16 protein-coding genes are annotated in these 21,511 nt (G+C 70.3%); 6 read left to right on the top strand and 10 right to left on the bottom strand.

The window, feature by feature from the left end; genetic code table 11:
- Window positions 1-241 precede the first annotated feature (241 nt).
- Window positions 242-862: a hypothetical protein gene (locus KS03_RS11350; protein ID WP_012733390.1), complete on the bottom strand. Its 621-nt coding sequence runs from the start codon at window positions 860-862 to the stop codon at window positions 242-244.
- Window positions 863-1,039: 177 nt separating this feature from the next.
- On the opposite strand from KS03_RS11350, the gene KS03_RS11345 reads away from it, so the two are divergent.
- The 3 genes from KS03_RS11345 (at window position 1,040) to KS03_RS11335 (ending at window position 4,113) form a co-directional block, all read left to right on the top strand.
- Window positions 1,040-1,696, top strand: a complete 657-nt coding sequence (locus tag KS03_RS11345) for a M24 family metallopeptidase (RefSeq protein WP_012733391.1) — start codon at window positions 1,040-1,042, stop codon at window positions 1,694-1,696.
- Window positions 1,697-1,920: 224 nt separating this feature from the next.
- Window positions 1,921-2,892, top strand: coding sequence for an ornithine cyclodeaminase family protein (locus tag KS03_RS11340; RefSeq protein WP_012733392.1), 972 nt, complete (start codon window positions 1,921-1,923; stop codon window positions 2,890-2,892).
- Window positions 2,893-3,138: 246 nt separating this feature from the next.
- Window positions 3,139-4,113: a threo-3-hydroxy-L-aspartate ammonia-lyase gene (locus KS03_RS11335; protein WP_012733393.1), complete on the top strand. Its 975-nt coding sequence runs from the start codon at window positions 3,139-3,141 to the stop codon at window positions 4,111-4,113.
- Between the two features lie 143 nt (window positions 4,114-4,256).
- Here the strand turns inward: KS03_RS11335 and KS03_RS11330 are convergent, their stop codons facing one another.
- The 9 genes from KS03_RS11330 to betI all read right to left on the bottom strand — a co-directional run bounded on the left by KS03_RS11330 (window position 4,257) and on the right by betI (window position 16,496).
- Window positions 4,257-6,167: an NHL repeat-containing protein gene (locus KS03_RS11330; protein WP_012733394.1), complete on the bottom strand. Its 1,911-nt coding sequence runs from the start codon at window positions 6,165-6,167 to the stop codon at window positions 4,257-4,259.
- Window positions 6,168-6,658: 491 nt separating this feature from the next.
- Window positions 6,659-7,729, bottom strand: a complete 1,071-nt coding sequence (locus KS03_RS11325; protein WP_012733395.1) for a lactonase family protein — start codon at window positions 7,727-7,729, stop codon at window positions 6,659-6,661.
- A gap of 348 nt (window positions 7,730-8,077) precedes the next feature.
- Window positions 8,078-9,514 (bottom strand): MFS transporter, encoded by a 1,437-nt coding sequence (locus KS03_RS11320; RefSeq protein ID WP_012733396.1) that lies wholly within the window; start codon window positions 9,512-9,514, stop codon window positions 8,078-8,080.
- Window positions 9,515-9,678: 164 nt separating this feature from the next.
- Window positions 9,679-10,443 (bottom strand): ABC transporter permease, encoded by a 765-nt coding sequence (locus KS03_RS11315; protein ID WP_012733397.1) that lies wholly within the window; start codon window positions 10,441-10,443, stop codon window positions 9,679-9,681.
- 18 nt (window positions 10,444-10,461) lie between these two features.
- Window positions 10,462-11,418: an ABC transporter ATP-binding protein gene (locus KS03_RS11310; protein ID WP_012733398.1), complete on the bottom strand. Its 957-nt coding sequence runs from the start codon at window positions 11,416-11,418 to the stop codon at window positions 10,462-10,464.
- Window positions 11,419-11,699: 281 nt separating this feature from the next.
- A complete protein-coding gene (locus KS03_RS11305; protein ID WP_012733399.1) occupies window positions 11,700-12,161 on the bottom strand; it encodes a response regulator in 462 nt (153 codons plus the stop codon).
- 519 nt (window positions 12,162-12,680) lie between these two features.
- A complete protein-coding gene (gene betA, locus KS03_RS11300) occupies window positions 12,681-14,378 on the bottom strand; it encodes a choline dehydrogenase (protein WP_012733400.1) in 1,698 nt (565 codons plus the stop codon).
- Between the two features lie 25 nt (window positions 14,379-14,403).
- Entirely contained in the window at window positions 14,404-15,873 is a 1,470-nt protein-coding gene (gene betB / locus KS03_RS11295) for a betaine-aldehyde dehydrogenase (protein WP_012733401.1), read from the bottom strand.
- A 17-nt stretch (window positions 15,874-15,890) separates the two neighbouring features.
- Window positions 15,891-16,496 (bottom strand): transcriptional regulator BetI, encoded by a 606-nt coding sequence (betI, locus tag KS03_RS11290; protein WP_012733402.1) that lies wholly within the window; start codon window positions 16,494-16,496, stop codon window positions 15,891-15,893.
- 915 nt (window positions 16,497-17,411) lie between these two features.
- Between betI and KS03_RS11285 the strand changes: the two genes are divergently transcribed.
- The 3 genes from KS03_RS11285 (at window position 17,412) to KS03_RS11275 (ending at window position 21,482) form a co-directional block, all read left to right on the top strand.
- Window positions 17,412-18,302: an alpha/beta fold hydrolase gene (locus KS03_RS11285; RefSeq protein WP_012733403.1), complete on the top strand. Its 891-nt coding sequence runs from the start codon at window positions 17,412-17,414 to the stop codon at window positions 18,300-18,302.
- A gap of 142 nt (window positions 18,303-18,444) precedes the next feature.
- Complete coding sequence (locus KS03_RS11280) at window positions 18,445-19,827, top strand: glycosyltransferase (protein WP_012733404.1); 1,383 nt, start codon at window positions 18,445-18,447, stop codon at window positions 19,825-19,827.
- A gap of 86 nt (window positions 19,828-19,913) precedes the next feature.
- Entirely contained in the window at window positions 19,914-21,482 is a 1,569-nt protein-coding gene (locus tag KS03_RS11275) for a DHA2 family efflux MFS transporter permease subunit (protein ID WP_035979719.1), read from the top strand.
- Window positions 21,483-21,511: the final 29 nt, after the last annotated feature.

Here is a 21,511-nt window from a genome sequence, read left to right as displayed (position 1 = left end):
CCGGCCGCTGCGGTTCGCCTGATGCATCGCCCGGCGCAGGCCGGGCCAAATCCCTGGGCGGGGCAAACGTCGGCATCGCCAGAACGTCACGCCAGGCATGCCGACGGCGCACGCGCAACGAGCGCGCCATGCCGGTTCGCGCCCTGCGGCCCGCACTCTCACTCCAGTTCGATCCCGCGCGCGCCGCCGCCGGGCCGGTTCGTCCGAGGGGGAAAGCGGGGCGGCGGGCGTCATGGCGGGTTCAGCGCGGCGGTCCGGCGGCGACGCGAATCTCGCGGTCCGGATCGAGGTCCGCGGTGCGGGCCGGGCTGCGCCGCACGGGCCGGCGGGGCGGTTCGACGCGGGCGCCATGCTCGGCCGCCGCCGTTGGACATGCGGCGGCGGGCGCGGCTAGCGCGCGGCGCTCCAGCACGTGCTCGACGCAGATCCCGATCAGCTCGGCGTCGAGCCGCTCCAGCGACCGCGCCGCTTCGCGCAGCGCGGCCGGGCCGGCCGCCGGGGGCGGCGCGAAGATCATCTCGCGAAGCGTTTCCGCGTGCGCGACGCGCTCGATCAGCCGGCGCAGATCCGGCAGGCGGTGAAAGCGCGCGCGCTCGGCGCCGGCCGCGAGTGCGGCCAGCAGCACGTCGAGGCGCCGCGTGTCGAGCGCGCACGGCGACAGTGCGGCATGGCCCGCGGCCGAGCCGTCCGCGAACAGCGCGACGAAGCGCACGAGGCTGCCGCGCAGGCGCGCATACGCCTCCACCACGTCGACGATCAGCATCGCCCGTTCGGTGTCCTCGCGGCGCCGCACCGGCACGATGCGTGCCGCCAGTTCGCCGTGCCGGACCGCATCGTCCATCCATGGGATTGACTTGTTCATACGCCTGTTGGCCCGCGCCGGCGCGATGGCCCGGGGCCGCCGCGTCGGCCTCGCCATCCTGTGAGTCGGGTTGCCGAACGAATCTCGATGAATGCCGCAATATACCGCAGAGCATAACGAGGCGGAAACGACCGAGCGTAATATGCCGCAATACAAGCGGCGACAGCGAGGGGATCGATGCAAGATCGTAGAGAAGCGGTGGGCGAGCGTTTTTCGCTGGACGCCATGCGGCATGCGCGTGAGATGACATGGCGCGCGGTGGCGGCGATGCGCGACGAGATCCGGGTGGGCATGCGCGAGTCGGAGGCGAACGCACGCTGCAACACGCTGCTGACCGAAATGGGCATGGACCGGATCTGGCACCCGGTGCTGATCCGCTTCGGCCGGAACACCCTGAAGACGTTCGGCGAGCGAGCGGAGGCCGACCCGGTGCTGGCCGCCGACGACCTCTTCTTCATCGATCTCGGCGTGGTCTGGGGGCGCCACGAGGGCGACGCGGGCGCGACCTACGTGGTCGGCGACGACGCGGCAATGCGGGCCTGCGCGCAGGCCGCGAAAACCATCCACGACGAGGTGGCCGAACGCTGGCGCACCACCGGCTGCGGCGGCATCGCGCTCTATCGCTACGCGGCCGAACGTGCCGAGGCGCATGGCTGGCGCCTCAACCTCGAGATGCGGGGCCACCGCGTCAGCGATTTCCCGCACGCGATCTACCAGGCCGGCAAGCTCGCCGACTTCGACGGCGCACCGGCCGGCGGCCGGTGGGTATTGGAGATCCAGATCGCGCATCCGACGCGGCCGTTCGGCGCGTTCTACGAGGATCTGCTGATCTGAGCGTGGGGCCGGCCGCCGGCGCTGCCGGGGCGGGCGCGGCGGCCCGCGCGGTCCCTGCCGCCTGCTCACGCAGCGATGAAACCGGCCCCGTCGCGCCGCTTTTTTTTGGACGAAATATATCGATTTGGAAAAAATGTACACTATCGGCCAGCCTCGCACGCCGGCCGGCCGAATCGCGCCGACGTGACGCGGGTTTCGAAACCGCTCACGACCACGGAACGACGATGAGAAACGATGCCGAACTGGTGCTGCTCGACAAGAACGTGGTGGAAGGGCTGCTGGCTCCGGACGACGTGCTGGATGCCGTGGCCGCGGCGTTCGACCTGCACCGGCGCGGCGAGGGCCGCGTGTTTCCGGTGATTCGCGAGCCGCTGGCCACGGGCGGCGTGTTCGGCATCAAGGCCGGCGACGTGCAGGGCGAGGCGCTGCTCGGCTTCAAGGCGGCCGGCTTCTGGCCGGCGAATCGCGGCCTTGGCGGCGAGCCGCATCAGGCCACCGTGATGCTGGTCGATCCGGCCACCGGGCGCCCGCGCTGCCTGATCGACGGCAACGCCATCACCACCATGCGCACCGGTGCCGCCGGCGGCCTCGGCCTGCGCGCGCTGGCGCGGCCCGACAGCCGGCGCGTCGCGCTGTTCGGCAGCGGCGTACAGGCGCGCGTGCAGCTGGATTTCGCGCTGCGCATGCTGCCCTCGCTCGACACGGTGCAGTACCTGACGGCCCGCGGCGAGGCCGATCCGGCCTTCGAGGCGCGGTTTTGCGAGCGCTGTGCGATCTCGCACGCGCGCGACGCGGACGCGGCGGTGGCCGCCAGCGACGTCGTAATCACGGCGACGCCGGGCGGCGGTGCGCTGTTCGCGGCCGGCGCGGTGCGGCCGGGCACGCACGTCAACGCGGTCGGTGCCGATACCAGGGGTAAGCGCGAGTTGCCGGCGGGGCTGCTCGAACGCGCTCGGCTGGTGGTCGACGATCGCGTCCAGGCGCGCCAGATCGGCGAGGCGCAATGGGCGCCGCAGCTCGACTGCGTCGAACTCGGCGAACTGCTGGCCGCGCCGCGGTGCCCCGCACGCGGCCCCGACGAGATCACCGTGTTCGATATGACGGGCCTCGCGTTGCAGGACCTGACGGTGGCGCGCATGCTGTTCGAGCGGGCCGGGGCGGCGCGGCTCGGCATGCGGGTGGCCTGGCCGTGGTGAAGGTGAGGGGGCTGGCTCGCGCGCGGGCCCAGCGCGGCAAACGGCAGGCGCCGTGCCGGCTGCGAAGGATCGCACGGCTGCCGCCGACGGCGTGCCGTCCCGTCGGTTTGACAAGCTGTATCGCTCTGGACACAATGTCTCGATCGCCGTGCCGGCGACCGGCTCGCCGGCACGGCGATCGAGCATCCGCCCTTGCGCGCCGCGCCCCATCGATCCTTCCCACCGATCCGTTCCAGCCCAGCCACGATGAGCCAGCCGAATCCTCCGACCTACGACGACGTCGCCGCCGCCGCCGAACGCCTCGCCGGCCACGCCCACCGCACGCCCGTGCTGACGTCGCGCACGGTCGACGAGGCGCTGGGCGCGCAGGTGTTCTTCAAGTGCGAGAACTTCCAGCGCATGGGCGCGTTCAAGTTCCGTGGCGCGTTCAACGCGCTCTCGCAGTTCAGCGCGGCGCAGCGCAAGGCCGGCGTGGTCGCGTTCTCGTCGGGCAACCACGCGCAGGCGATCGCGCTGTCGGCCAAGCTGCTCGGCATGCCGGCCACGATCGTGATGCCGCACGACGCGCCGGCCGCGAAGGTCGCGGCCACGCGCGGCTACGGCGGCCAGGTGGTGATCTACGACCGCTACACCGAGGACCGCGAGCAGATCGGCCGCGAGCTTGCCGAGCAGCAGGGCCTTACGCTGATCCCGCCGTATGACCACCCGCACGTGATCGCCGGGCAGGGCACCGCGGCGGCCGAACTGTTCGATGAGGTCGGCCCGCTCGAGGCGGTGTTCGCGCCGCTCGGCGGCGGCGGGCTGCTGTCGGGCACCGCGCTCGCCACGCGCGCGCTGGCGCCGGGCGCCGAACTCTACGGCGTCGAACCCGAGGCCGGCAACGACGGCCAGCAGTCGTTCGCCTCGGGCTCGATCGTCCATATCGAGACGCCGAAGACGATTGCCGACGGCGCGCAGACGCAGCATCTGGGCACGCTCACGTTCCCGATCATCCGCCGCGACGTCAACGCGATCCTGACCGCGAGCGATGCCGAACTGGTCGACTGCATGCGCTTTTTCGCCTCGCGCATGAAGATGCTGGTCGAGCCCACCGGCTGCCTCGCGTTTGCCGCGGCGCGCCGCATGAAGGCGCAGTTGAAGGGGCGCCGCGTCGGCGTGGTGGTGAGCGGCGGCAACATCGATCTCGAGAAGTTCTGCCAGCTGGTGTCGGCGGCCGGCTGAGCGTTCGCCCGGCAGGGCGCGGTCTTCGCGAAGGCCCGCCTGCATCGCGCCCGCAAAGCGCGTGACGCGTCATGCGGCACGCGTCTTTCTTTTCATGGTTGCGTGCGCATCGATGGCGTCACGGCCGCGTGCCGCGCCATGCATCACGGCGTCCAGCGATAGACGACCAGGCTCGAGCCGTTGTAGTTGTCCTTGGTCACCACGTATTCGCCGTTGGCGCGCAGGTATGCGCGCAGGCCGAACATCGAATCGACGTCGTTGCCCACGTCCATCGCACCCGGATTGCTGTTGATCAGCGTCGTCACGAGGCTGCCGGTGGAGAGGTCGTAGACGTCGATGTTCGGCACCGTGTGGACATAGCCGACGAACAGGTAGCGGCCCGCCACGGCGATCGATTTCGGGTTCGGGCTCGGCAGGTCGATGACCGGATCCGGCGTGCGCCTGCCGGCCTTCCAGCCGTGATAGACCTCGAGATGCCCGTTCATCGCCGTCCAGTCCCAGGAGCCGGCGATGCCCTGCGCCAGCACCATGGTGTCGGTCGAGGCCTGGTACACCACCCGCGCGCGCGGCTGCACCGAGGCCGGCACCGGCATCGCGGCGGCGCTGCCCCACGACGGCGTGCCGGTCGCGTCGAAGCCGGCGAACGGCCAGTGCGTGATCTGGCTGGAGCCGTCGAGCCCGGCCCAGACGTCGCCGTTCTCGTCCAGGCAGAAGCCGCCCGTGACGATCGCCGAGGTGCCGAACAGCTTGCCCGGCAGCGAGCCGTCGGGGATCGCGATGTAGCCGCTCGCGGCCGGGTTGAAGTGGTAGAAGTTGTAGATGTTGGGATTCTGGCCTGTGGCCACCAGGATCCGGTTGCCGCCGACGCTGGCCAGCTGGCCGAAGTGCTGGCCGCGCTGATAGTCGGTCGTCGACAGGCGCGGGTCGTTCGGATAGCTGAACGGATCGACGGTGTTGGCCACGAAGGTGCCGCCGGCGCTGCCCGAGTAGAGGTTCATGCCGCTGTAGTAGAGCGCGGCGTCGGTGAGCGGGTCGGGCGCGGCCCCCGCCTCGAAGTTCAGCGCCTGCAGCTTCCAGATCAGGTTGCCGCTGCCGTCGTAGGCGTGCAGGTCGGTTGCGCCGTTGCGGCCGAGGTCCCAGCCGCCGCCCCACGGATTGTTCAGCACGTAGAGCACGCCCGCCGCGTCGCGGCCGATGCCGACCACGCGCGTGAAGCGCTTGTCGCCCACCTGCCCCTTGGTGCCGGTGGTGGTGTCGAGGTAGCCGCCCTGCACGCCGAACGTGCCGGCCAGGGCCGGCGTGCCGTTCAGCGAGTAGCGCTTGATGTTCATGTCCGGGCCTTGGTCGCCCACCAGCAGCTGGCCCGTCGGTGCGTCGAAGTAGAGCGCCGACGGGCGCGCGCCGGGACCCATCAGGATCGTGTTCAGCAGCGCGCCGGCCGCGCTGTATTGAAGGATCGTGCCGCTGGCCTGCTGCGCGACCCACAGGTTGCCGGACGCGTCGAGCGCGAGCGCGCCGGGGCCGGCCACCGGGATGTCGCGCTGCCAGACGCCGTCGGTGCTGAACACGCGCACGCGGTTGCCGAAGAAGTCGCTCGCGTAGAGCAGCGCGCCGGCCGTGGCGAGGCCCGTGATCACGTCGGCCCTGCTGACGTTGTTCCAGATGCTGACGTTGATCGACAGGTCGCGCTGGCCGGTGGCACGGTTGTAGCGGCCCACCGTGCCGCTCAGGTTCTTGCCCTGCAGCGGCGTGAAGATGGAGGTGGCGTTGCCGGTGATCGCCCCGCCCTGGAATTCCGCGTGCGTGCCGATCGAGCCGAGCGTCCGGCCGTTCTGGTAGATGCCTACCGCGCCCGCGTTCTCGTCCCAGAACGACGCCGTGTAGATCACGCCCTCCGGCGCTACCCACATCGAGCGCGCATCGTTGCCGACGTGCGAGGCGATCGTGCCGTAGGTGTTCGCGATCCAGTCGGTCGTGTATTGCGCGTGGCCGGCTGTCGCGAAGGCGGCGAGGCACGCGGCGGCGAGGGCGGCGCGCAGGCGTGGCTGAAACATGGCGGTGGTCTCCAGGCGAGAGGACGGGAAAGCGGGGCGGACGCCGCGCGCGGCTTCGGATGCCCCGGTCGGGGCCAGATGTGCCGCACGACGTCAGACAAATATCACAGAGAAATCGGAAAAAAATTCCGCATCGGATGGCGGCCGCGCATGGCAGCCGGCATCGAGCCGGCCCGGGTAGCCTCATGCGAGCGTGACGGGGCGTGACGGATTCGTCGCCGCGCCATTGGGCCCGGCCCGGTGGGCATGGCGGCGACGGGGAGGGGCGGCAGGCGAGACGGACGTGCCTGCTCAGGAGTCGCGCGCGAGCGGGGGCGTCGCGGCGCAGGTGGGCGGCTTCGGTGCCGGCCCGCGGGCGCGGAGGGGCGCGGAGGGGCGCGGCGGGCGGCCCGGGGCGGGGGCGCCGGCTGGCATCGGTATCGCCAGGCCGGTGGTGCGTGCCAGGTGCAACCGGGCCGGCGGCGCGTGATGCCGGCGCCGGCGTCGCCGGTTCAGGCGCTGCCGAGCGGCAGGATCTCGATCCAGTTCGCGCCCTTGCCGCCCGCCACGCGCGCCACCGGCGTCAGCGCGCCGCTCGCCGCATCGACGCGGTACAGCGAGATGAACGGCGAGAGCTCGCCGCTCGCGGCCAGCAGCGTGCCGTCGGGCGAGAGGCGGATGCCGCGCGGCTGCTTCTCGGTCTCGATGCAGCTCGCATAATGCAGCGCACGCTGCTCGCCCACGCGAAACGTGATGATGCGGCTGGTGGTGCGCTCGGTCGCGTGGACGTGGCGGCCGTCCGGCGAGACCTGCAGGTCGGCCGCCCAGACGCAGGGCGCGGTCGGCGCGGGCGGGCGCGGCGCGCCGTGCGGCAGGTGCGCGATGCTCGGCGCGAGGTCCGACACGGTCGCCTCGCCCAGCTCGCCCGTCACCGGATCGCGTGCGATCGCGAGTACCGTGCCGTGGAATTCGCCGATCGCGTAGAGCGTCGCGCCGTCCGGCGCGAGGCGCAGGTGGCGCGGGCCGAAGCCGGCCGGCGTCGCGAGTTCGCCGCGCGCGATCAGCGCCGCCTCGTCGCCGGCGCGCGCGATGCCGTAGAAAAGGATCCGGTCGAGGCCCAGCGAGGCCGCGTAGGCATAGCGGTCGTCGTCGGAGACGATGATCGAGTGCGCGTTCTGAATCCGGTCGATGAACTGCAGCGGCGTGCCGTCGCCGTGCGCGAGGCGGTTTGCGTCGAACACGAACAGGCGGCTGCCGCCGTAGGACGCGCCGAACAGCAGGCGCCCGGCGTGGTCGACCGACAGGTAGGCGAGGCTTGCGTCGATCGGCGTCGAGAAGCGCTGCGTCAGCGCGCCTTGTGCGCCGATCTCGTAGGCGACGATGGCCGGCTCGGTGCCGCGCGTGGCCACGTACAGACGCAGGCCGTCCTGCGTGGGCGCCTGCGGCATCACCACGCTGCCGGCCGGCGTGCGGGCGAACGGCTCGAGCCGGCCCTGCGCCGCGTCGAGATGGTAGACGGAAAGGTCGCCGTCCTCGGAGTTCGAGACGTAGACGACGTGGGAGGCGGACAGCGGAGTGCTCATCGGGATCGCGGATCGGTTCGTGAGGCGGGGGCGCCGCGGCGTCGCCGGGGCAGGCGCCGGGTGCGGGCGGACGACGGCACGGGGCCGGGTAAGTGTTACGTCATCATATAACTTCGCGAAAGCCCGATGCAATCATGAAGGGACGGAAATCGGTGTAAACGCCGAGGGCGGCGGCGAGCCGGGTGGCGAGCGGGCGGGCGCCGGGTCCGCCCGGCGGCCCGCACGCGTCCACGTGCCCATGCCGCCGCGAGGTGCATGAGGTCGGGCCGGCTGGCCGCGATATCCGCTCACATATCCGCTCATGTCTGGCGCGAACCGCGCGGCCGGCAAGCGCCGGCCTCGCGAGCCTCACTCGGCCGCCGCTCCCGCCGCGTAGCGCCCCTGCCCGGCGGCCTCGCCGTCGTCGCCCGCCAGTGCCTCCAGCGCGAGCCCGCGGGTTTCGATCCCGAGCCAGGCCACCGCGAGCGCTGTCATCACGAACGACAGCGCGCCGAGCGTGAACACGCCGCCCTGCCCGAACCGCGGCAGCACGAGGCCCACCACGTAGGGGCCGATCAGCGAGCCGATCCGGCCGATTGCCGAGGCGAACCCGGAGCCGGTCGCGCGCGCGCCGGTGCCGTACAGCTCGGGCGTATAGGTATAGAGCGCGGCCCACATGCCGAACAGGAAGAACTGCATCGCGAGCCCGGTGCCGATCAGCAGCGCGATGCTGTGGCCGTGCAGCGCGCTCTGCCCGTAGACGTAGGCCAGCGCGCCGCCGCCGACCAGCGAGGCGATGGTGGTGGGCTTGCGGCCCCAGCGCTCGACGAGCCAGGCCGCGCAGAGGAAGCCGGGCACGCCGCCGAGCGAGATCAGCACGGTATAGAGCACCGACTGCGTGAGCGCGTAGCCGGCCTGCTGCAGCAGCGCGCCGAGCCACGAGGTGAGGCCGTAGAAGCCCAGCAGCGCGAAGAACCAGAGCAGCCAGACCATCGCCGTGCGGCGCCGGTACGGGCCGCTCCAGATCTCGCGCAGTGCGCCGCGGCCGCGCGTGACGGGCGGCTCGGCGAGCCGCGACGGCTGCGGCAGCGAGGCGAGGCCGGCCGAGCGCATCACCTTCGCCTCGATGCGTTCGAGCACGCGCGCGGCCTCGTCGCGGCGGCCGTGGTGTTCGAGCCAGCGCGGCGATTCCGGCACGACGCGGCGCACCACCAGCACGAACACCGCGGGAATCGCGAGCAGCGCGAACACGGCGCGCCAGCCTAGCGCCGGCAGCACGAAGTACGACACCGCGCCCGCGCAGATGAAGCCGAGCGGCCAGAAGCCGTCGATCAGCGCGATCAGCCGGCCGCGGTTGGCGGCGGGCACGAATTCGGACAGCAGCGTCTGCGCGATCGGGAATTCCATGCCCATGCCGACGCCGAGCAGCACGCGCCAGCCGATCAGCGCCTCGACGCTCTGCGCGGTCGAGCACAGATAGGACGCGGCGCCCCACAGCACCATGCTCCACTGGAACACCGGCCGGCGGCCGAAGCGGTCGGCCAGCAGCCCCGCCAGCGCCGCGCCGGCCACCATGCCGAAGAAGCTCGCGCTGGCGACCAGGCCGGCCGTCGCGCTCGACAGTCCGAACTCCTGACGGATCGAGCCGAGCACGAAGGTCATCGTGCCCAGATCGACCGAATCGAAGAAGAACGCGATCGCGATGACCGCGCAGATCAGCGCGTGGTAGCCGGAAAACGGCAGGCGTTCGAGGCGCGCGGCGGCGCTCGCGGGGGCGGCGGACGGGGTGGGGGCGGCGGCGGGCAAGGCGTTCTCTGGGCAGGCCCGCCTCGGGGCGAGGCGGTACGCGGTCAGTAGATGCGACCATTAATCGTCGCCATAGAACGAATCCGGCATCGGGCTGGAACAGGCACGCCATCGGCAGGCGGCAGGCCGGCGCCGCGCCGGCCTTTGCATGCGCCTTCAGTGCTTCATTTCTTGAGGCGGTAGCCGGTGCGGAAGATCCACGCCACCACGAACAGCAGCACGACGAGGAACAGCGCCGTCATCGCGAGGCTGATGCCGATATGCACGTCGGCGAGCCCGAAGAACGCCCAGCGAAAGCCGCTCACCAGGTAGACGATCGGATTGAACAGCGTGACCACGCGCCAGAACGGCGGCAGCATGTCCACCGAATAGAAGCTGCCGCCGAGGAACGTGAGCGGCGTGACGATCAGCAGCGGCACCAGCGAGAGCTTCTCGAAGCTGTCGGCCCAGATGCCGATCACGAAGCCGAACAGGCTGAACGTGATCGCGGTGAGCAGCAGGAACAGCACCATCCAGACCGGATGCAGGATGTGCATCGGCACGAACAGGCTGGCGGTGGCGAGGATGATGAAGCCGACCAGCACCGACTTGGTGGCGGCCGCGCCCACATAGGCGAGCACGATCTCCCAGTACGAGACCGGCGCGGCGAGGATCTCGTAGATGGTGCCGGTGAAGCGGGGGAAGTAGATGCCGAACGAGGCGTTCGAGATGCTTTGCGACAGCAGCGACAGCATCACGAGGCCCGGCACGATGAACGACCCGTAGCTGATGCCGTTTACGGCGCTGATGCGCGAGCCGATCGCCGAGCCGAACACGACGAAGTAGAGCGAGGTGGAGATCACCGGCGCGATGATGCTCTGGGTCAGGGTGCGCCAGGTGCGGGCCATTTCCGCGCGGTAGATCGCGCGAACTGCGTGCAGGTTGAACATGCGGGGTCCTGTCTCGGGTCAGGCGGAAGCGGCGCTCGTCGGGGCGGGGCGGCCGCCGTCGATGAGGCTCACGAAGATTTCCTCGAGCGAGCTCTGCGAGGTCTGCAGGTCGCGGAAGCGGATGCCGGCCTCGGCCAGCGCGCCGAGCAGCGCGGCGATCGCCTGCTCGCGCTCGGCCTCGTAGGTGTAGACGAGCTCGGCGCCGTCCTTGGCCAGTTCGAGCCGGAACCGGGCCAGCGCGTCGGGAATCGCCGCGAGCGGCGTGTCGAGCTGCAGCGTGAGCTGCTTGCGGCCGAGCTTGCGCATCAGCTCGGACTTCTCCTCCACCAGCACGATCCGCCCGCCGTTGATGACGCCGATCCGGTCGGCCATCTGCTCGGCTTCCTCGATGTAGTGGGTGGTCAGCACGATCGTCACGCCGCTCGCGCGCAACTGATCGACGAGCTTCCACATGTCGCGGCGCAGCTCCACGTCCACGCCGGCGGTCGGCTCGTCGAGGAACAGGATGCGCGGCTCGTGCGAGAGCGCCTTGGCGATCAGCACGCGGCGCTTCATGCCGCCCGACAGCGTCATCAGCTTGTTGTCGCGCTTGTCCCAGAGCGAGAGGTCCTTCAGCACCTTCTCGAGATGCGCGGGATTCGGCGCCTTGCCGAACAGGCCGCGGCTGAACGAGACGGTGGCCCAGACCGTTTCGAACGAGTCGGTGGTCAGCTCCTGCGGGACCAGGCCGATCATCTCGCGGGCGGCGCGAAAGCCGCTCCGGATGTCGTGGCCGCCCACCGTCACGCTGCCCTCGGTGGGCGTGACGATGCCGCAGATGGTGCTGATCAGCGTGGTCTTGCCGGCGCCGTTCGGGCCGAGCAGCGCGAAGATCTCGCCGGGCCGGATCGACAGGTTCACGTCGTCGAGCGACTTGAAGCCCGACGCGTAGGTTTTCGACAGATGAGAGACGGTGAGGATCGGTTCTGGAGTCACGGGTCGGCTGATCGGATGGCGGCGGCGCGGTGGCAGGAACCCGGGCGGAACGACCCGCGAGGCACCCCGATGCCGGCCGGTTTCGGGAACGCTATGGTAGCAATCGTGCTAAGCCTATGCGTGAAACAGGATAGCGATGCGGCCGGCGGCCGTCAGGTGCACGGCACGCCGGCCGATGCGGGGGCGCTTGGCGCGGCCGCAGGCGAACAATCCCGGCCGATTCGCGCGCTTTGTTCGTGGCATGGCGCGAATCGTCGCCGCCCGCGCCGCCGGCGCGCGCGTCAGGCCGCGCTGCCGCCGAAAAAGGCCGGGAACAGATAGTTCGGCAGCGCCCACTTGCCGCTGACACACTCCACCGCGGCCAGGAAGTTCGCCAGCTTCAGCGGCTTGATGATGTGCGCGTCGGCGCCGAGTTCGAAGCAGCGGTTCAGGTCGCCCTCGCTCGTCGAGGCCGTCAGCATGATCACCGGCAGGCTGTCGAGCGCGGTCTCGGCGCGGATCGCCGCGAGCACCTCGAAGCCGTCCAGCTTCGGCAGGCCCTGGTCCAGCAGCACGAAGTCGGGGTTGCCCGGCGCGCGCGCGGACCAGGCGCCGCGGCGCAGCAGATAGTCGAGCGCGGCCTCGCCGTCGCCGACCGTGACGAGCGGGTTGTGTACGCCGATCGACCACAGTGCCGTTTCCGTCAGTTCGGCGTCCAGCGGTGAATCCTCGACCAGCAAGATGTTTCCGGCAGCTTTGTTCATTTCGACAATTCCGATCCAGGGCGATTGATCGCGGTGAAGCTCGATGGCGCCCCGGTGGCCCGACTCGCGGCGTGAGTAATGGGTAAGACCTGCCAAGCTGGCTTCTCCAAATCGTTGAGGCCGGGTGTGTCGCCTGGGCGCGCCGGCCGGATTCGACGCCGCGGCTGGTGCGGCGAGGCTCGCCTCGCGCGCCGCACCGACGGCATCGTCGGCGCTATAGAAAGCATGTTTCGTGCCATGCGGGTCGTGCCTGCGGCGCGGACGGCACGCGCGCCTGCGGCGGGGCTCGCGCGCGCCTCGATGCGGCGCGCCTGGCCGGCCGGCTCGTTCTTTTTTGTAGTTTTTTCAGATCGAGCCCGGCGCGCCTGTAAAACCGGCTGGCTGGCTGGCGTGGCGGGGAGGCGCGGCCGTCGTGCGGCGCGCGTCCCGCCCCGCGAGGGGGGGGCTGGAGTGTGACGACGGCGCGGCGTCCGGCAATGCCGCGCGCTGGGGCGCCCGGCTGCCGCGCCGCCGCGCGCGTCAGGCGGCTTGCGCTTCCCGCAGCGGCTTGCCGCGCGCCGGCGCGCCGTTCGCGACGAAGTATTTCGCCGTCGCGCGCGCCAGCGGGACGCGCCCGCGAATCCGGTCGGCGATCTTCTCGGCGATCATGATGGTGGGCGCGTTGAGGTTGCCGGTCGTGATGATCGGCATGATCGACGCGTCCACCACGCGCAGCCCGTCCAGGCCGTGGACGCGCCCCTCGTTGTCGACCACCGCCATCGCGTCGTAGCCCATCTTGTTCGAGCACGACGGATGGAAGGCCGTCTCGGCGCGCTGGCGCACGAACGCGTCGAGCTGTGCGTCCGATTTCAGCTCGGCACCGGGATTCAGCTCCTGGCCGCGGAAGCGGTCGAGCGCGGGCTGGCGCATGATCTCGCGCGTGACGCGGATTGCGTCGCGGAACTCGCGCCAGTCGAGCGGCTCGGACATGTAATTGAACAGGATGCTCGGATGCGCGTTCGGATCGCGCGAGGTCAGCTTCACGCGGCCGCGGCTCGGCGAGCGCATCGAGCCGACGTGGGCCTGGAAGCCGTGCATCTCGATCGCGTTCGAGCCGTTGTAGTTGATCGCCACCGGCAGGAAGTGGTACTGGATGTTCGGCCAGAGGTCTTCGTCGCGGGTGCGGATGAAGCCGCCCGCCTCGAAATGGTTGCTCGCGCCGAGGCCGGTGCCGTTGAGCATCCATTCGAGGCCGATCTTCGGCTGGTTCCACCACTTCAGCGCCGGGTACAGCGACACGGGCTCCTTGCAGGCGTATTGAATGTACATCTCCAGATGGTCCTGCAGGTTCTGGCCCACGCCGGGCAGCTCGTGCACCACCGGAATGTCGAGCTCGCGCAGCCACTGGCCGGGACCCACGCCCGAGCGCTGCAGCAGCTGCGGCGAGGCGATCGCGCCGCTGCATACCAGCACCTCGCGGCGCGCGTGCGCCGTCACGGGCTGGCCGCGGCGCAGGTAGGCCACGCCGTAGGCGCGCTTGCCCGAGAACAGCACGCGGTCGGCCACCGCGTGCGTGACGATCTCCAGGTTCGGCCGCGCGCGTGCCTGGTCCAGGTAGCCGCGCGCGGTGGAGGCGCGGCGCCCGCGCGGCGTGACGGTGCGGTCCATCGGCCCGAAGCCTTCCTGCCGATAGCCGTTCAGGTCGTCGGTGCGCGGGTAGCCGGCCTGCACGCCGGCCTCCACCATCGCCTCGAACAGCGGATTCACGCCGGGCTTGCTGGTGGTGACCGACACCGGCCCGTCGCCGCCGTGGTAGTCGTTGGGGCCCGCGTCGCGCGTCTCGGCGCGGCGGAAGTAGGGCAGGCAGTCGAGATAGGTCCAGTCCTCGAGTCCCGCGTGCGTCGCCCAGTTGTCGTAGTCGAGCGCGTTGCCGCGGATGTAGCACATGCCGTTGATCAGCGACGAGCCGCCGAGCCCCTTGCCGCGTCCGCATTCCATGCGGCGGTTGTCCATGTGCGGCTCGGGATCGGTCTCGTAGGCCCAATTGTAGCGGCGGCCCTGCAGCGGATAGGCGAGCGCGGCCGGCATCTGGGTGCGGAAGTCGAAACGGTAGTCGGGGCCGCCCGCCTCGAGCAGCAGCACGGTCACGCCGGGGTCCTCGGTCAGCCGCGCGGCGAGCACGTTGCCGGCCGAGCCGGCGCCGCAGATGATGTAGTCGTATTCGAGCGTGGTCGTCATCGCCTTGCCTCCTGTCGTCGGAACATCAGAACACCGGGTGGTAGCGGCCGAGCTCGACCTGCACCGACTTGATGCGCGTGTAGTGCTCGAGCGTGGTGATGCCGTTCTCGCGGCCGACGCCGGACTGCTTGTAGCCGCCCACCGGCATCTCGGCCGGCGATTCGCCCCAGGTGTTGATCCAGCAGATGCCGGCCTCGAGCCGGTGGATCACGCGGTGCGCGCGCGCGAGATTCTCGGTGACCACGCCGGCCGCGAGGCCGAAGGCGGTATCGTTGGCGCGCGCGACCACCTCGTCCTCGTCGGCGAAGTCGAGCAGGCTCATCACCGGCCCGAAGATTTCCTCGCGCACGATGCGCATGCCGTCGTGGCAGCCGGCGAACACGGTCGGCGCCACGTACTGGCCGCGCGCGAGATCGCCGCCCACGAGCCGCGTGCCGCCCGCCAGCAGCGTCGCGCCCTCGGCCTTGCCGCTCTCGATGAAGTCGAGCACCTTGGCGAGCTGCGCGGCGCTCGCGAGCGGGCCGAAGTTGGTGGCCGGATCGGCCGGGTGGCCCACGCGGATTCGCGCCACGCGTTCGAGCACGCGCGCGACGAACGCGTCCTTCACGGCGCGCTCGACGAACACGCGCGTGCCGTTGGTGCAGACCTGGCCGGAGCTGAAGAAGTTGGCGGTCACGGCGATGTCGGCGGCGCGGTCGAGATCGGCGTCGGCGAACACGATCAAGGGCGACTTGCCGCCCAGCTCCATCGTCACCTCCTTCAGCGACGAGGCGCCGGCCAGCGACATCACCTTCTTGCCGGTCTCCACGCCGCCCGTGAACGACACCTTGGCGATGCCGGGATGGCCCGCCAGCAGCGCGCCCACCACGCCGTTGCCCTGCACCACGTTGAACACGCCGGCCGGCACGCCGGCCTCGGTGTAGATCTCGGCGAGCTTGAGCGCCGTGAGCGGGGTGACCTCGCTCGGCTTGAAGATCATCGCGTTGCCGGCCGCGAGCGCGGGCGCGCTCTTCCAGCAGGCGATCTGGATCGGATAGTTCCAGGCGCCGATTCCGGCGCACACGCCGAGCGGCTCGCGCCGCGTATAGACGAACGAATCCTCGCGCAGCGGGATCTGCTGCCCCTCGATCGCGGTGGCGAGCCCCGCGTAGTACTCGATCACGTCGGCGCCGGTGACGATGTCCACGGCGCGCGTCTCGGCGATCGGCTTGCCGGTGTCGCGCGTCTCGAGCTCGGCGAGCGCGTCGTTGCGCTCGCGCAGCAGTTCGACCGCACGGCGCAGGATGCGCGAGCGCTGCATCGCCGTGAGCGCGGCCCATTCGCGCTGGCCCTCGCGCGCCGCCGCCACCGCGCGGTCCACATCGGCCGCGGCGGCCTGCTGGACCACGGCGAGCGTCTCGCCGGTGGCGGGGTCGAGGCTGTCGAAGGTGGCGCCGCTCGTCGCGTCGACGTAGCCGCCGCCGATGTAAAGCCGTTGCAGACCATAAGCCGTCATTCAATCCTCCTGATCGATCAATCGGTGGCGCCCCCAGCCGCGCCGTGCGCGAGCTGCAGGTCGATGTAGTCGTTGGCGAGCCGCTGCGCCGAGCGCGTGTCGACCGGCGCGCCGGCCAGCGCGCCGCGCAGCCAGAGCCCGTCGATCAGCGCGGCGAGGCCGAGCGCCGCGTGGCGGGCGCGCTCGCGCGGCAGCGCCCGCGCGAACTCGGCGCACAGGTTCGAGTGCAGCCGCCGCGTGTTTACGCGCTGCAGCCGGCCGAGCGCCGGCGCATGCATGCTCTGCGACCAGAACGCGAGCCAGGTCTTCATGACGGGCGTGCTGACCTGCGTGGCGTCGAAGTTCGCGGCCACGATCGCACGCAGCCGGGCGCGCGGCTCGCGGCGCGCGGCGGCGCGGCGGCGCGCGGTGGCGGCCCACAGGTCGCGCAGCACGTGGCGCATGGTGGCCTCGAGCAGGCCGTCCTTGTCGCCGAAGTAATGGCTCACGATGCCCGTCGAGATGTTCGCGCGCTGCGCGACCGACGCGAGCGTCGTGCCGGGCAGGCCGGTTTCGTCGATGGCGCGCAGCGTCGCGTCGATCAGCTGCGCGCGGCGCACTTCGCGCATTCCGAGTTTGGGCATGGCACGTCGGCGAGGTCGGGAAAGCAGGCAGGGTAGCGGTTTTTTATTGATCGTTCAATCAATAATCGCTCGGGCAGCAACGCGCGGCCAATGGAAGGGGCGGGCACGAGAGTGCGATCGCTGAAATTTTTACCGGCGACCGCGCGCCGACGGCGGTCGGCATTACTCGTTCCTGTTCAATTCCCGATACCGTCTTGCCTGGTAAAACGGTTAATTATTTTTTAAGATCTTTAAAGCCTGGAATTTTTCCCGTTTTAAATGCGCTATCAATGACGAAATTGCAGCGCGCCGCTGCGCTGGCGCCTCGCGCGAGACCCTGGCCGCCCCGGCGCGGACGGCGCGGCACTATCTTGGGGCGTCCGGCTGCTGTCGTGCATCATGCCGCGATATCATTGAAAGGAAAGATATTTTGCTGAGGAATCCGGTCCGCCATGCTGCGCCTGATAGAACTGACAGGGCAAGCGGTGCGTTATATCACGGCAAGCATGGCGCTAATGTGACGCTGCCTTTTCGGCAAGCATTTTTTGGCAATTTTGAGGATCACGAAAAAGGCAAGCCAAATTTTTAGATGTCGAAAATTAAATCGAATTGGTTGAGTTTCTGCGATACCGCGTATTAGTATTCATACCCATGCGCAAGCGAGCCGCGATGTGTCATGCAGTTGCGGCACAACGCTGAAATCGGAAATAACGACAGCATCGCGTGTCATTTTTAGAGGGCCGGGGTCGTAGGGTGGGGCGCGCAACGCGTTGCGTCGCGCACTCATGGCGGCTGCATCCGTCGGCAGAGGGCCGCGGATTTCCGGCGCGCAGGGTAGCCGCCACGGGGATGTTGGCTCGCGGGCGGGCTATGGGGAGCGCTTCGCGTGAGCGAGCGTGTGTCGCATTGATTGCCGGGTCACTGCCGGAGTACGCCATGCCTATCGAAAAACAGGTCGTCCCGCTGCCGAATGGCTTGCAGGTCTACGTCGAACATCACGTCTACGATCCTTCGTTCGAGACGGTCATCCTGATCAACGGTGCGCTCGCGACCACCGCCTCGTTCGGCCAGACCGTGCGCTACCTCGGCGAGCGGCTCAATTCCATCTGCTTCGACCTGCCCTACGCGGGCCAGTCGCGCCAGCACAATCCCGGCAAGTTCGTACTGACCAAGGACGACGAGGTCGACATCCTGCTGTACCTGACCGAGCGCTTTCGGCCCAGCTACCTGCTGTCGGTGTCGTGGGGCGGGGTGGCGTCGCTGTTCGCGCTCTCGCGCGGCTGCACCAGCATCCGCCGCGCGGTGGTGGCCTCGTTCTCGCCGTTTCTCAACGACGCGATGATCGACTACGTCACGCGCGCGCGCGACCACATCGCGGCGGGCGAGAACCTGCACGCCGCGCAGCTGCTCAACGACACCGTGGGCCGCTACCTGCCGCGCATCATGAAGCTCTACAACTACCGCTACCTGACCAAGCTGCCGCGTGACGAGCAGGATCAGGTGGCCTTCCACGTGAACCAGATCCTGGAGATGAAGCCGGAGGCCTATCTCGACGAGTTCACGCGGATCCAATGCGGCGTGAAGTTCATCAACGGCGAGCTCGACGAATACACCACCCCCGCCGACGTGCGCCGGCTCGGCAGCTACGTGCGGCGCGCCGAGTTCGAGACGATCGCCAAGACCGGCCACTTCCTCGACCTGGAAGGGCGCCAGCAGCAGGAGAACGTGCGCGCGGCGATCCTCGGCTACTTCTGCGACGAGGCGCGCAGCGCGTCCCCGTCCGACGGATCGTTCGATTCGCTGTCGCCGATGCCGCTGATGTCGTAACCGCGCCGTCCCGGCGCCCGGTGCGGCGCGCGCCGCCGCGCCAGGCGGCGATGCCGGCGGCAAGGCATGCGCCGCGCGCGCCATCTGCGGATCGCGCGGCGCGCGGCGCCTATCTCTTTCGAGCCCATCAGAGGCGGTATCGATGTCCAAGATGATCATCACGGCGATCGGGTCGGCGGGCGACGTGTACCCGCTGCTCGGTATCGGCCGCGCGCTCGCGGCCCGCGGGCACCAGGTGGTGTTTTGCACGCATCCGCAATTCGAGGCGAGCGCGCGGCGCTGCGGCTTCGCGTTCGTGCCGATCGGCACCGCGCAGGAGTACGCGCAGGCGATGGCGAACCCGGCGCTGTGGAATCCGCGCACCTCGCTGCGCACGCTCTGGAGCGTGATCGCGCCGTCGCTGCGCCCGCATTTCGAGCAGCTCTCGGCGCTGGTGGACGGCGACACGGTGCTGATCGGCACGCTCTGGGCGTTCTCCGCGCGGCTGTTGCAGGAGCGCAACGGCACGCCCTACGTGTCGGTGCAGGTGTCGCCCTCCACGCTGCTCTCGGCGCACGCGCCGCCCACCCACAAGCGCCTGACCGTGCCGCGCCGGCTGCCGCTCGCGCTGAAGGCCGGGCTCATCACGCTGATCGAGCGCGGCGTGCTCGACCGGATCTGCGGGCCGGCGCTCAACGCGCTGCGCGCGGAGCTCGGGCTCGCGCCGGCGCGCCGCATCCTCGGCCGCTGGCTGCACTCCACCGACGGCGTGCTGTGCCTGTTTCCCGACTGGTTCGCGGCGCCGCAGCCCGACTGGCCGGCCAATCATCGGCAGACCGGCTTTCCGCTGTTCAACGACATCGACGATCCGCTGCCGGACCCGGAACTCGAGGCGTTCCTCGCGGCGGGCGAGCCGCCGGTGGTGTTTACGGCCGGCTCGACGCGCGTGGACGGTGCCGGCTTCGCGCGTGCGACCGCCGAGGCGATGCGGGTGACCGGCACGCGCGGCATCCTGATCACGCCCGATGCCGCGCCGCACGATCCGGCCGAGCACCACGACGGCCGCGACATGCCGCGGCTGCTCACGCGCCGCTACCTGCCGCTGCGCCGGCTGCTGCCGCGCTGCCGCGCGCTGGTGCATCACGGCGGCATCGGCACGGCCTCGCTTGCCTACGAGGCCGGCATCGCGCAGGTGGTGATGCCGTCGGCGCACGACCAGTTCGACAACGCGCAGCGCGTGGCCGACAGCGGCTGCGGGGTGCGCCTGGACGCGCCGGTGGAGAGCGCGGCGCTCGCCGCGGCGCTCGGCTACGTGCTCCGCGACGAGGGTGTCGCGCTGCGCTGCGCGCAGCTCGCCGCCGCGCTGGCGGCCGCGCCCGACGGCTGCCTGGAGGCCGCGCGCTTCATCGAGCGCTTCGTTCCGGAGCCGGCCGCGCCGGCCGAGCGGATCGCGCCGGGCGGCGGCATCGACGGCGAACCTGCGCCGCGAGGCTGCCGCGGTGCCACCGGCCCCGGCCTGGCCGCACCGGAGGCGTCGGGCGCATGAGTGTCTCCCCGCTGGCCGCTGCCGATAGCGCCCCGCCCGAAGCGGCCCTGCCCGATGCCACCGGCGCCATCGGCGGCGTGAGCGGCATGAACGCCGCGCTGCCGCCGCCTGCCGGGCCCGAGCCCGCCGACGCCGCGCCGCCCATGCGCGGCGCGCGGCTCGCGCTGCTGACCTTCGCGCTGTCGCTCGCCACCTTCATCGAGGTGCTCGATTCGACCGTGACCAACGTCGCCGTGCCGTCGATCTCGGGCAGTCTCGGCGTGTCGAACAGCCAGGGCACCTGGGTGATCAGCTCGTACTCGGTGGCCGCCGCGATCGCGGTGCCGCTGACCGGCTGGCTCGCGCGCCGGGTCGGCGAGCGGCGCCTGTTCGTCACCTCGATCGTGCTGTTTACGCTGACCTCGCTGCTGTGCGGGCTGGCCGGCGACCTGCGCGTGCTGGTGGCCTGCCGCGCGCTGCAGGGCCTGTTCTCGGGGCCGATGGTGCCGCTCTCGCAGACCATCCTGATGCGTGCGTTCCCGCCCGAGCGGCGCACCCTCGCGCTCGCGCTGTGGGCGATGACGGTGCTGCTCGCGCCGATCCTCGGTCCGGTGGCGGGCGGCTGGATCGTCGACAACTATTCTTGGCCATGGATCTTCCTCGTCAACCTGCCGATCGGGCTGTTCTCGTTCACGGTCTGCGTGACCCTGCTCAAGCCGGCCCGCGAGGGCGGCCACGCCGGCCCGATCGACGTGGTGGGCATCGTGCTGCTGGTGATCGGGGTGGGCGCGCTGCAGGCCATGCTCGACCTGGGCCACGACCGCGGCTGGTTCGATTCCACGCTGATCTGCGCGCTGGCCGTCACGGCCGGCATCGCGATCGCCTCGCTGCTGATCTGGGAGCGCGGCGAGGCGCATCCGGTGGTGGACCTGAGCCTGTTCCGCGACCGCACCTTTTCGTTCTGCGTGCTGATCATCTCGCTCGGCATGATGGCGTTCTCGGTGGTGGGGGTGGTGTTCCCGCTCTGGCTGCAGACCGTGATGGGCTACAACGCGTTCCATTCCGGGCTCGCGGCCGCACCGCTCGGCATCCTCGCGTTCGTGTTCTCGATCCTGGTGGGGCTCTATTCGAGCCGCTTCGACGCGCGCGTGCTGGCCACCTTCGGCTTCCTGGTGTTCGCCGGCGTGCAATGGAACAACGCCCACTTCACGCTGACCATGACCTTCACGCAGATCATCACGCCGGGGCTGATCCAGGGCATGGGGCTGCCGTGCTTCTTCATTCCGCTCACGGCCGCCACGCTGTCGCGGATTCCCGACGACAAGCTCGCGGCGGCCTCCAGCCTGTCGAACTTCCTGCGCACGCTGTCGGCCGCGTTCGGCACCGCCATGAGCGTGACGCTATGGCAGAACCGCGCCACTTACCATTACGACGTGGTCTCGCAGGCGGTGACGAAGTCGGACGGCAACACGCAGCGCTATGTCGACGCGCTGCACGCGATGGGCATGACCGGCACGCGCGAGCTGGTCTCGCTGAGCAACGTGGTGCAGAAGCAGGCCTACATGATGGCCACCGGCGACATGTATTTCATGGCCAGCATGACGTGCCTGACGCTGGCCTGCCTGATGTGGCTGACGCGGCCCAGGCGCGGCGCGGCCATGACGATCGGACATTGAGGCGGGGAGGCGAGGTGAGCAGCCGGACC

This window comes from Burkholderia glumae LMG 2196 = ATCC 33617 (assembly GCF_000960995.1).
GTDB lineage: Bacteria > Pseudomonadota > Gammaproteobacteria > Burkholderiales > Burkholderiaceae > Burkholderia > Burkholderia glumae.
The sequence above is the reverse complement of the archived record's forward strand: the minus strand, read 5'-3'. Positions and strand labels throughout refer to the sequence as shown.

Bases quoted from the DNA above. Each gene is read 5' to 3' on its own strand.
- KS03_RS11340 (WP_012733392.1), top strand. From the start codon at position 1,921: ATGAGAAACGATGCCGAACTGGTGCTGCTCGACAAGAACGTGGTGGAA.
- betI (WP_012733402.1), bottom strand. From the start codon at position 16,496: ATGCCCAAACTCGGAATGCGCGAAGTGCGCCGCGCGCAGCTGATCGAC.
- KS03_RS11330 (WP_012733394.1), bottom strand. From the start codon at position 6,167: ATGTTTCAGCCACGCCTGCGCGCCGCCCTCGCCGCCGCGTGCCTCGCC.
- KS03_RS11315 (WP_012733397.1), bottom strand. From the start codon at position 10,443: ATGTTCAACCTGCACGCAGTTCGCGCGATCTACCGCGCGGAAATGGCC.
- betB (WP_012733401.1), bottom strand. From the start codon at position 15,873: ATGACGGCTTATGGTCTGCAACGGCTTTACATCGGCGGCGGCTACGTC.
- betA (WP_012733400.1), bottom strand. From the start codon at position 14,378: ATGACGACCACGCTCGAATACGACTACATCATCTGCGGCGCCGGCTCG.
- KS03_RS11350 (WP_012733390.1), bottom strand. From the start codon at position 862: ATGAACAAGTCAATCCCATGGATGGACGATGCGGTCCGGCACGGCGAA.
- KS03_RS11280 (WP_012733404.1), top strand. From the start codon at position 18,445: ATGTCCAAGATGATCATCACGGCGATCGGGTCGGCGGGCGACGTGTAC.
- KS03_RS11325 (WP_012733395.1), bottom strand. From the start codon at position 7,729: ATGAGCACTCCGCTGTCCGCCTCCCACGTCGTCTACGTCTCGAACTCC.
- KS03_RS11335 (WP_012733393.1), top strand. From the start codon at position 3,139: ATGAGCCAGCCGAATCCTCCGACCTACGACGACGTCGCCGCCGCCGCC.
- KS03_RS11285 (WP_012733403.1), top strand. From the start codon at position 17,412: ATGCCTATCGAAAAACAGGTCGTCCCGCTGCCGAATGGCTTGCAGGTC.
- KS03_RS11275 (WP_035979719.1), top strand. From the start codon at position 19,914: ATGAACGCCGCGCTGCCGCCGCCTGCCGGGCCCGAGCCCGCCGACGCC.
- KS03_RS11305 (WP_012733399.1), bottom strand. From the start codon at position 12,161: ATGAACAAAGCTGCCGGAAACATCTTGCTGGTCGAGGATTCACCGCTG.
- KS03_RS11345 (WP_012733391.1), top strand. From the start codon at position 1,040: ATGCAAGATCGTAGAGAAGCGGTGGGCGAGCGTTTTTCGCTGGACGCC.